Below are 10,908 nucleotides of genomic sequence, written 5' to 3'. Positions count from 1 at the left end.
GACGGAGGCAGTGGCAGAAGCGGCGCAGGCGGCCTAGGCGGCAGCGGGGGCAGAGGTAGTGGAGGGGGTGGAGGCATGGGCAACGGGGGTGGCAGTGGAACCGCGGCGAGATCTGTCAGGGTCTGGTCGTCGATGGCGGCCATCGCGGTGCCGCTGAGAATGACGGCCCCAGCTCCCACGACCGACACGACATATCCCCGTCGCCACCAATTCTTCACCCGAACTCCCCCGATGCACGCTTCGTAAGCGTTATGTCACACCAGGTCCGAGCTCAATCCTTCCTTGAGCAGATCTTGGACCGCCCCCACGATCGGAAGATCAGCCGGCAGCCACGCCACCGACGAGAACTCCCCCGGCGCCAGCCACCGCAACGCCAGATGCTCCCGCGCCACCGGCGTCCCCGCCGCCAGCGTGGCCAGCCAGACCCGCAGCACGTATCCCCCGCTCAGCGGCCAGTCCCCACCCACCCGCCGACCAATACTGATCTTTACTCCGAGCTCCTCGTCGCACTCCCGCACCAGGGCGTCATGCTCGCTCTCCCCCGGATCGACCTTCCCACCCGGAAGCTCCCACCCACCCATGAGCTCCGGCGGCTCGGCCCGCTGAGCGGCCAGCAGCCGCCCACCCTCGACTATCGCAGCGCCGACAACGATCTTCTCCATGCCTGCCTAGGGTACGCTGGAACGCTCCCCCACACCGGACCAACGCGGTTGACTCGCGCTTACCAACCAACAAACTCCTAACCAGAATCCTGCCGACCAGACGACTCACCGCCACGGCCCAGCGATCCCATCGCGACAGGACTAGGCGCCCCCGCCGCCAGCGGCAGCCGTTTGAGCTGCTCCAGCACATCCGGATTCTGCAACGGCCGGGTATACCCCACGATCCCGGTCCGATCCTTATACGTCGTGATCTTGATAGGCCCACACAACGTACACCGCGCCTCGATCATCTTCCCCGGCGAGACGATCATCCCGACATGCCCGGGATTGGTGACGGACGTCCCCGGCCCCGCGTTGAAGAACACCAGGTCCCCCGCCTGCTCCTCCCCCGCGTCGATCTTGTCCCCGAACGGCCACTGCCCGAACGTCGTCCGCGGAATCGACAACCCCGCGTTCCGATAGGCCATGTAGATGATCCCCGAACAGTCGTACGCGTCCGGCCCGGTTCCCCCCCACCGATAGGGCTTCCCCCGCTGCGCCAGCGCGTAGTCAAGGATCTTGGCCACGACCGAGCTCGGCGCCTGCACCGCGAAGTCGCAGTCGGGGTTGTTCTCCGGAGGAATGCCGACCTCACCACTGGCCGCGTACCGGGCGGCGATCTCCAGCACCTGGTCCACATACCAGGTCGCCCGGTTGTAGACGAAGATGGCTTTCCGCAGGTCATCGGGGGCGCCGTTACGTTTGAGCATCTTGGCCGCGCCCAGGATGGCATCCGCCGGGTTGTACACGTCCGCGATGCCGTCCTCGTCGCCATCGGAGGCGTACCCGTTGAACTCCGACGGGATCTCGATCCGCGCCTTGCCACCCCAGGTGCCGATCAGGAACTGCATCGGCCCAGCCGCACCCGCCTCGTTGGTGCCCGACTTGACCCCCGGAAGGTCGGAGCGCCCGTGGTCGGTCTCCCGCTTGCCGACCGCCGCCAGCACGTTCCACTGCACCCCGATGGCGGCGCCATGCTTCTTGTACAGAGCCAGATACTCCGGCGGAATGTCCTCTTTCGCGGTCTCGGACAGGTCGCCTACGTCGACCTCACACTCGGCGCCCCCGCCACCGAACAGCCCGCCCGGTAACGGCGTCATCAGCACGATCGACCCGAACAGGGTCAGCGGCAGGGCCACGGCGAGGAGCCCGGCCGCCCATTTCCACGAGAGCCGGCTCTTCGTCACGGGGTGGTGTCCCCGTCCTGCCCGGCGTCGGCGGGTTGCATGTCATAGACCCGCCAGTCCACACCCAGCTTCATGACCGTCACCGCATACGAGTCGGTCTGGTCGCGCTCACCCGCCGTGCTGGTGATGTGCTGGATGGAATCGACCACGAAGACCACCGACCCCACGCTCATGTCCCTGATCGAGGTCACCTTGGCCGAGCCGTCAGAAACGGTCTGCTCGGTGGTGTCGTGCTCGGTCAGCGCGGGCGCGGTCAGGCTCCGGGTCAGCTCCTCCCCGAACTCCACGGTCGCGAACCGCCGCACCCGATCCACCCGGGCCACCGGATCCGCATGCGTGTACGTCCCGTACGCGCCGACGAACCGCCGCGCCAGATCAGCGGCGGCGGCCAGCTCGTCCCGGCTGAGCGGCAGGTAGTCGTAGACGTCGAACTCGCCCGAAGGCGTGCTCGCCACCTGGCTCGGCAGGACGGGCGCCACGGTGCCCGAAGGCGCGTTGCGGCCGGTGGGGGCCGCCTCCGGGTCGGTCTGGCCATCCCCGCCGCCCAGCATCGTGAGATAGATGCCGAGGACGGCGAGCACGACCACCACGGCCACGAAGACGAGTCTCCTCCGGCCGTCGGTTCCCTCCATGATCAGTCCTTGTCGCGGTCGGGGGGCCTCAACCAGAACGGTGCGTTGTCGCCACCGCGCGCGCTCTTGGCTCTGCTGCTGGGCAGCCACAGCGGCGGCGCGTCGGAACGTGGCTGCCGGGGCGACTCGGCGCGCGGCGGCTGCGACGACCGGGGCGTCTCAGCGCGCGGCTGCCGTGGCGGTTCCGACCGCCGCTCCGCCCGCGGGCTCTCCGACCGCGCCGAACGCCGCCCGCCACCGAACAGGCTCCCGCCACCACCGAAGAATCCACCACTGGACGAGCCACGCGAGGAACCGCCGCCACCGAACAACCCGCCGCCGGACGATCGGCTCCCCCCACGAGACGCGGAGGACGGGCGCGAAGCCCAGCCGCCGGAACGACCGCCGAACCAGCCGCCAGAGGAGCCCGAGGAGGAGGAACCACCCGAACTCGGCACGCTCCCGCTGCTGGACGGAACCGGTCCACCCGGACGTCGCGGACCGGTGGCCCCAGGACGGGCGCCCGCAGGTGGCCGGAGGTTGAGCGGCGGAGCCGAGCCGGGCCGTGGCGCGGGCACGCCGCCGGCCTTCTTGCGCGCGTCGGTCTCCAGCGGCGCGGGCTGCCCGGTCGCCCGGACTCCGGTGGCCCCGGCCGCCTGCTCCTCGCCGCGTACCTTGCCCTGGGCCACCGTGGTGGCCGCGGCCGCTCCCGCCCCGGCCCCGGCCGCCATGGACGCGGCCCCGATGACGGGCTCCGCCTTGCGCAGCCCCCACCGGCCGATCCTGGCCGAGGCCACCGGCGGCAGCACCACGCTGGACCGCTGCAGGATCGGCGAACTCGCCGCCTCGCCGAGCATCCGGGTGGTGAGGTTGTGGCCGCCCATAGTGGAGAACAGATGCTGGAACGGACGCCGATAGAAGAACACGGCCAGCGTCAGCAACGCCATGAACATGATCTGCATGCCCCACGGCAGCGGCGTCGAGATGATCAGCGCGTAGCCGTACACCAGGACGCCCAGCACGAGGGCCAGCACCGCCTGCCGGAGCAGCGTGCCGACCAGCATCTCCACCCAGCGCATCGCGATGATCCGCCCGGCCCCTGGATGCACGCCGATCAGCAGGAACACCGGCCCGAGGATCAGCAGCAGCAGGAAGCCGATCTTGAGGACCAGCAGCGAGACCGAGACCAGGAAGATCAGCACCCCGGCCACCATGGCCGCGATGAACGCGCCGATCGCCACGCTCAGGCGGCTCGTCCAGTCCTTGCCCTGGAACAGGAAGAACTGCGGAGTGGCCTCCAGGGGCTTGGCGACCTCCTCCTCGAAACGTTGCTGGTGAGCTTCGCTGGCGGGCGCCTGGCGGGCCTGCTGCTCGGCCACGTCGATGGACTGGATCTCCAGCGTCTTCGGCCCGAAGGTGGCCACGATCGGGGCGTTCGGGTCGGCCGTGCCGAACTCGCCCATCAGCCACGGCTTGCAGACCAGCGTCGACCAGAGCGCGTCGGCGTTCTGCGCCACGCCGGGGGTGCCGGGCTGGCCGTAGCCGCCGTTGGCGGCGCGGGTGCCCTCGGCACCCTGCGCCGGCAGGCAGGACGCGCCGCCCGCGCCGGGCAGGCCGGAGAAGGCCGAGTTGACGATCTCGCTGGTCTTGTCGGTGATGGTCTTGCCGACGCCGGTCAGGTCCTGGGGACGGCTGAAGAACCAGGTGGCCACGGTGACCGCCAGGACCATCCAGATGACACCCTCGTAGGTGGTGGTGGCGCGTTTGCGGAGCAGGCCGTACCAGGCCAGCCAGATGGCGGCGATGATCACGATCGGCCGCAGGAACGGCCAGTACATCGCGTCGGCCAGGTTGACGACCATGTCGTCGACCACGTTCTTGATCGGCAGTAGCGGGCCCTCGGTGGCCGCCGCCTCGTAGGTGGTGATGGTGAGCCGGTCGACCGCCTTGGCCCAGGAGAAGATCGTGTTGGCCCAGGCGTTGCCGAGCACCGCGGCCACGTCCGAGCAGCCGAGGCCGTAGGTGTGCCAGAACTGGCCGGCCATGCCGTACCTGGCGTAGTTGGTGAGCTGCTGGTCCGGGGCGACCTCGACCGGGGTGCCCGCGCCGACGCCCGCGCCCGCCGCGGCGCCGGTGTCGCCGGTGTCCGGTGGGGGCGGTTTGACCAGGCCGTCGACGCCGCCGCCGACCATCTCGGGGGCCAGCGACGAGGACAGATCACAGATCCCGTCGGCGCTGGCCGTACTGGATGCGAAGACCAACGGAAGACTGAGGACGGTGACCACAGCCACCAGCACCAGCGCTAACCGGCGGACAAACCTCACGACCGCACCTCCTGCGCGACCCCCGACCTGCTGGATCCCCCCTGAAGATCATGCATGTTCTCGCCGGGTTTGTCGTGCGTCGGATTCGTATCGAGCCAGCGCAGCAGCTCCGGCGAGATCAGGTCCACGCCGATCCGGCCGGCCCGGCCGTCCAGATCGCGGAAGATACACTCGCCGTTGCCGAGGGAACGCAAGACCGCCTTGTGCTCCTCTGACCCATCGACACCCAGCAACTCCAGCACGTGCTCGACCTCGACCCGTTCGGTCGAGCGAAACGCGAACACCGAGGACAGGCAGTTGGTGACCTGCTCGTTCAGCAGGTCGCCCGCGTTCTGCGAGACCAGGACGAGCGCGGTGTTACGGGAACGCCCCATCCGGGACACCTCGGGCACCAGCTTGGCGCCCTCCGGCGTGGACGTGATCGCCCACGCCTCGTCCAGGAAGATCGCCTTGGGAGTCCGCCGGTCCAGGCCGTTCATCAGCCGCCGGGCGAACTGGGACACCAGGTAGAGCAGCGCGACCGAAAGCCGCTGCTCGTAGGAGTAGTCGTCGCGGGTGGTGGCCACGTCCGGCAGGGTCAGGCCGCCGAGGGTGAACACCGTGGTCCAGCCCTCGGTGTCGATCTGGTCGCCGCCGAAACGGTCGAAACAGAGCCGGGCCAGGCGCATCTCCGACATCGAGCGCAGCACCGCGCCCAGGTTCTTGGAGGCCGCGTCCTCGGTCTGCTCCAGGTGGTCGATCACCTTGCCGAGCGAGGGATCGGGCTGGTTGGAGACCGCCGCCACCGCCTGGATCATCGCCGACTCGCGCTCCTCCGACATGCGCGGCAGCAGCAGCCGCAGCGTCTCGGTGGCCATCGTCTTCTTGGCCGCGATGTCGTCGCCGAACGAGAACGGGTCGAGCAGTCCTGGCGCGGCCGAGGCCAGCGGGATCGTCCTGGCCCGGCGGCCCCGCTGGTGCAGCAGCTCCACCAGCGAGGAGGCGTCGCCCTTCGGGTCGATCACGGCCACCGTGACCCCGCGCAGCGCCATCTGGTAGATCAGCAGCAGCGCCAGCGTGGTCTTGCCGCCGCCCGGCTCGCCGGTGATCGCGATCGCCGTCGGCCGGTTCCTGGTCGCCGCCACCAGCGGGTCGAAGTGCACGATGCTGCGCGCCCGGCCCAGGGTCTCCCCGATGTACGGCCCGAGCCACCCGGAACTGCCGTCGTCCACCCGGTCACCCAGATCCACGGTCGCGTGCGCCATCCCGCCCGCGATCGTGCGCAGGGGCTGGCGCTGGGCGTACGCGTTGACCCGGACCTTCTCCCCCGGCAGCGCCTCGCAGAACAGCGAGAACTGGTCGCCGGTGGAGTTGACCACGTCGATGCCCAGGTCACGGTAGTGCTCGACGACCGCCTCGACGCGCTGCACGCACATCTCCTCGGTGGGGGCGGAGACGCTCATCCGGTGCCAGCCGTACACGAACGGCAGGCGTTCCTTGGTGATGCCGTGTTCCAGCATCCTGGCCGCGTCGATCTGCTCAGCCAGCGCCAGCGGGGCCTCCGCGCCGGCCTCCCTGATGTGGATGTCCATGTCGCGGGCGTGCGCCAGCTTGCGGGCCACGTCCTTGCTGGCCCGCACCGGCGGGATCAGCCGCATCCGGCTGGAGATCTCCACCGGGAACGGCAGCTGGTCGCCGAAGTGCATCCACGGCTCGCCGTCGGGGAACGGCATCAGGTCGGGGAAGCGGGCGAAGGACAGGTGCGCGGTGTAGGAGTCGCCGCCGGGCTGCTCGATCCGCAGCAGCGACCTGCCGTTGTGGATCTGGCCTTCGACCAGGGCCTCGATCTCGCCCCGGCCCCAGCGCCTGCGCGGGCTGGCCGAGGGCGGCGGGTCGCCGAGCGCGCCGGACGCGGCGTGCTGGAACAGCCAGGCGATCTCGACCGAGGTGGCGTGCCTGGCGTACAGCGCGCTGGAGGCAAGGGCGCGGCCGAGCCGTTCCGCCGACTCGGTCCACTTCGTCACCTCGCGCTCGGGCACGTGGTCGTCCTCCAGGCCGAGCGACTTCTCCGAACGCTGGTAGAAGCCGAACAGCTGGGCCAGCACGCCGCTGCCGAGCTGCGCGCCGCGCGGCCCAAGACGCACGCCCAGGTAGACCTCCTTGGACCAGAAGTCCTTCGCCCAGACGTGCCGGTACATCTCCTCCAGGTAGTCGCGCCAGCCCGCGCCCTCGTCCGAGGTCGCGTTCAGCGCCATCGCCCACTCGGCCGCCGGATAGGTCCGGTGCGCGACCCGCAGGTGCACCTCGGCGTCCTGCATCCGGATCGCGGCCAGCGCGATCGTCACGTTGGTGGCGAGGGACTCGCGCTCCTCTGGCGTGATGAACTCGTAGCTGACCGTCGGGAGCCTGAAGTAGGCCCACGCCGCCGACTCGGTGAGCAACACGCGGTCGTCGAAATACCGCACGGCCAGGCGGCTTCGCGCCCGGGACGCCCTAGCCAACGATGCTCTCCCCTCTCGCGGTGGTCAGCCCGCTCGCGACCACTCCGGCCAGTGCGACATACGCCCGGCGCCCGCCCGCGCGGAGATCGCCGAGATCCACCGGTCCTGATTCGGCGAGCTCGTCCTCCCACGGCACCCGCACGATGGCCCGGCACCTGCCCCGCGCCACCGCCTCGGCCCGCTCGACGTCCGCCAGGCTGCGCCGGCTGACCCCGTTCACCACCATGACCGCCCGCCGCCGCAGGTCCGCGCAGCCGTGCCCGTCCAGCCAGTCGTAGGTCATGGCCACCGCGTCCGGCGCGTCCGCGCTCGCCGGAGCCACCAGCACCAGCTGATCGGCGTACGGCAACAGCCGCGCGGCCAGCGCCGCCGCCGGATCCATCAGGATCACCCGGTACTGCTGGTCCAGCAGCCGCATCGCGCGCGCGATCCGCTGGTCGGAGAAGGCCGATCGGTCCGAGATGCGCTGTTCGGCGCCCTCGTCGGTGTCGGCGGCCAGCACGTCCAGGCCGGACTCGCACCGGCTGGTGTAGGCGCCGATGTGGGTGCCGACCTGGTCGATCACGGCCAGGAAGGAGCTGAGCGTCTCGGGGGACTCGGGCCTGATCCTGGTGGTCAGGGTGTGGTCGCCGGTGTTGGCGTCCACCGCCAGCACGCCGTCCTCGCGGTGCCGGGCCAGGGTGTGGCCAAGCAGCAGCGCCGTCGTGCTCTGGCCCGCGCCGCCGGTGCAGCCCAGCACGACCACGCGGCGGCTGCCGGTGATCGGGGTGCGCACCCGCGCCTCGTCGTTCTCGGTCCCGTCGGTACGGCCTCCGCCGCTGCCCACCACGACCTGGGCGATCCGCCGCCAGCCACCTTGGGGGTCCCGGCCGACGACGGACTCGACGCGGCGGACCTTGGGCTCTTCTGCGGGTTTGTTTTCGGGGCGGGGGACGGGGATGGGGGCTGCGGGCTGGCTGGATAATGCCGGGACTGCGCGGATGGAGACCTGGCGTTCGGGCTTGCGGTCGGGGATGGGGGGTCTGGGGGGCTGGCCGCGGCGATGTTGTTCCCTGGCCTTGTCGGCGGGGGGTGAGGAGCCGGTCGCGGAGGTGGCGGCGCTCATGGGGGTCGCGGGGGGTGACTTGTCCGGTTCGGTGGAGGCCGCGGCCAAACGACGGAGGCGACGGAGAGCGTCGGGGCCGATCGGTGGGGCCGTGGTTTCGGCGACCGGGGACTCCTGCCGCGGCTCGGGCATGCGCGGCTCGGGCATTTCCGAAATTTCCACCTGTGCCGGAATGGGCTCGGGCCTCATCGGTTCCGGCTTTCTCGGTTCTTGTTGTACGAAGACCGGAATGGCCGGGGCCTTGGCGGTAGCCGTACCCCAGGAGGGACGGACGGTCGGCTCGGCGACCGGGGGGATCGGCGTGGGCTCGGCCGGGATCGCGGCGGCCGCGGCGGCGACGGCGGGTCGGACCGTGCCAGGGACGCGGCGCTTCAGCGGCTCCAGGGACTTCTGCGGCTTCGGGGACTTCTGCGGGAGCTTCACGGAGAGCTTCGCCGACGCGGCGGCGCGGGCGAACACGGGGGCGGGCTGGGCACGGCGGGGGACCTTACGACGAGAAGCGCGCCAGACGCGGCCGTGGAAGACGACCTCGTCCGGTTCCGAGACGGGGGCCAGGCGGCACCAGGTGCGCGGCTCGGACAGGTAGCGGCTCTGCGACTGGAGCAGCTCGGTGAGGCGCTTGCCCTCGATCACCGGGCGGGTGGACAGCCAGGTGACCACGCCGGGCGGGACCAGGTAGATCACGTGCCAGGGGGCGTCGAACTTCAGGCCGACCAGCTGCAGGAAGACCCACCAGGGCGCGCTCACGCCGATGAAGACACCGATCCAGACGATGGGGAGCGGCGTCGGCAGCCGTAGGTCGTACAGCTTGTAGAGCCGCTTCTCAATGCGCCAAATATTGGTGTATGTAGGTAGGTCCACCCGATTCCTCCTCTCCCAGCGTGCCCAGGATCACTGGATGCCAAGCGCCCCCGCGATGGCCTTCGCCGTCACCTCGATGATGTTCGGCACGTAGAAGATCACTCCGATCGCGATCGCCAGAATGATGAACTGGACGAACCGCGTGATCTCCCGGGTGAAGAGGAAGAAGAGCGCGACCACCGAGACGATCACCAGGAACAAAGGCCCGAAGAAGCGGCGCAGGAATTCGGCCAGCCCTTCGGTGTTGATGCCCTGGTTCGGCGCCGGGGTCGGCGTGAAAGCAAGGAGTTCGGCGCCGCCCAGCTGGCTGGACACGGCGCTCTCCAGAATCGTGTGCACAATCATTTTCGCCCTCCCGGGGGGTGTGGATCAGCGACATCACGGTCGGCCATGTGTTACCCCACGGACCGGCCCGCGCCCTGGATCCGCCCGACGAGCCACTTCTCGCCCTGCCTCTCCATGGAGAGCTGGTAGGCCTGCTCGAGACCCGCCGATTGCGCGGCCGGATCGGCGGCCGGGTCGGTGCTCGGCTGGGCCGCGGCGGCGCCCGACGGCACGGCCCACACCACGACCGCCGTGACAGTCCGGCTCGACTCCCCGCCCACCGGCACGATCACATCGGTGAGCTGGGCCAGCTCGAACGAGCCACCAAGCCCTTCGATGGTGGCCCCATCCGTGGCGTACAGCCGGAGCTCGGCCGTGTTCCCCGACGCGTACGCCTTGAAGAAGCCCTCCAGCGTCGGCCGGAGCTGGTTCTCCAGGCTGTTGTCCCGGTCCGGGTCGGCGACAGCCGGCAGATCGGCGACGGCGGGCGCGGGCAGCAGCGCCGGGCGGCCGGTCACCACGAAGCGGTCACCCGAGTGGTAGACGGGCACCGAAAGCAGCCATCTCTTGCTGCCCGACTGGAAACTCACCACGACCGTGGCGTTCACGTTGTCGGCGGCCACATCGATACTCTGGAATTGAATGGCCCCGGCCGACATCCGGCCGTACCCATTCCAGCCGAACCGGCGCTCGCCGCCGAGGGGGAGAAAAGCGGTCAGCCTTTCGTCGCGCTGATCCGGATTGGTCGCGTCGAAATTCAAATAGACCGCGGCGAATTGACTGGCGAATCCGGCCGCCTCCTGGACCGGGAACCCGGCGTCCTCCGGCGTGGTCGGCGCGGCCGCGTTCTGGCCCTGGGTGAACCGTTCGAACGGCGCCCGCACCCCGTTGACCACGATCACGATGATGAGCGCCCACAGGATCGCCCGCCCCACCCACACGAGCCAGCGGCCCCCGCCACCGCTCCAGCCCCTGCGCCGCACCGGCGCCGAGTCGAGATCAGGCAACGGGTACGACTCGGGGTCGCCAGCGATCCGAGGATCCTGCTGGACGGTTGACCTGCGAGCCATCACGCCTCCGCTCGCGCCGATCCCCCCGGCTGGCGCGGTGTCTTCTTACTCTCGATCCGGTTATCCACGTTGAAGTATTCACCCTAGCGGTCCCGCCAATTGTTCCAGGAAAGCCACGCCCATGCTGTGCGCATCTAAGTAACCGGCCAAACCGAGTCTGCATGAGACGGAGAGTGGCCGTACCGGCAGGTACGACCACGAAACGACGTCTTAGCAGGCCAGCGGCCCGTACTATTACCAACCGG

At 69.9% G+C, this 10,908-nt stretch carries 8 protein-coding genes; all 8 read right to left on the bottom strand.

The window, feature by feature from the left end:
- Positions 1–254: 254 nt before the first annotated feature.
- Positions 255–662, bottom strand: a complete 408-nt coding sequence (locus Aple_RS24880) for a (deoxy)nucleoside triphosphate pyrophosphohydrolase (protein ID WP_155347099.1) — start codon at positions 660–662, stop codon at positions 255–257.
- A gap of 77 nt (positions 663–739) precedes the next feature.
- Positions 740–1,888, bottom strand: a complete 1,149-nt coding sequence (locus Aple_RS24875) for a C40 family peptidase (protein ID WP_246264756.1) — start codon at positions 1,886–1,888, stop codon at positions 740–742.
- A complete protein-coding gene (locus Aple_RS24870) occupies positions 1,885–2,520 on the bottom strand; it encodes a hypothetical protein (protein ID WP_155347098.1) in 636 nt (211 codons plus the stop codon). The genes Aple_RS24875 and Aple_RS24870 overlap by 4 nt, the downstream gene beginning before the upstream one ends.
- A 2-nt stretch (positions 2,521–2,522) precedes the next feature.
- Positions 2,523–4,823 (bottom strand): type IV secretion system protein, encoded by a 2,301-nt coding sequence (locus Aple_RS24865; protein ID WP_155347097.1) that lies wholly within the window; start codon positions 4,821–4,823, stop codon positions 2,523–2,525.
- Complete coding sequence (locus Aple_RS24860) at positions 4,820–7,303, bottom strand: ATP-binding protein (RefSeq protein WP_155347096.1); 2,484 nt, start codon at positions 7,301–7,303, stop codon at positions 4,820–4,822. The genes Aple_RS24865 and Aple_RS24860 overlap by 4 nt, the downstream gene beginning before the upstream one ends.
- Positions 7,296–9,269, bottom strand: coding sequence for a TcpE family conjugal transfer membrane protein (locus tag Aple_RS24855; RefSeq protein WP_155347095.1), 1,974 nt, complete (start codon positions 9,267–9,269; stop codon positions 7,296–7,298). The genes Aple_RS24860 and Aple_RS24855 overlap by 8 nt, the downstream gene beginning before the upstream one ends.
- Before the next feature lie 30 nt (positions 9,270–9,299).
- Entirely contained in the window at positions 9,300–9,614 is a 315-nt protein-coding gene (locus Aple_RS24850; protein WP_155347094.1) for an LptF/LptG family permease, read from the bottom strand.
- Between the two features lie 50 nt (positions 9,615–9,664).
- The gene (locus Aple_RS24845; RefSeq protein WP_155347093.1) at positions 9,665–10,663 is read right to left on the bottom strand and encodes a conjugal transfer protein; all 999 of its coding nucleotides are present in this window, start codon (positions 10,661–10,663) and stop codon (positions 9,665–9,667) included.
- Positions 10,664–10,908 lie beyond the last annotated feature (245 nt).

The organism is Acrocarpospora pleiomorpha, assembly GCF_009687885.1.
Lineage (GTDB): Bacteria > Actinomycetota > Actinomycetes > Streptosporangiales > Streptosporangiaceae > Acrocarpospora > Acrocarpospora pleiomorpha.
Note: the sequence above shows the minus strand (reverse complement) of the source record. Positions and strands in the feature narration are given on the sequence as shown.

Coding starts and splice junctions, on each gene's coding strand:
- Aple_RS24870 (WP_155347098.1), bottom strand. CDS start 2,520: ATGGAGGGAACCGACGGCCGGAGGAGACTCGTCTTCGTGGCCGTGGTG.
- Aple_RS24845 (WP_155347093.1), bottom strand. CDS start 10,663: ATGGCTCGCAGGTCAACCGTCCAGCAGGATCCTCGGATCGCTGGCGAC.
- Aple_RS24850 (WP_155347094.1), bottom strand. CDS start 9,614: ATGATTGTGCACACGATTCTGGAGAGCGCCGTGTCCAGCCAGCTGGGC.
- Aple_RS24880 (WP_155347099.1), bottom strand. CDS start 662: ATGGAGAAGATCGTTGTCGGCGCTGCGATAGTCGAGGGTGGGCGGCTG.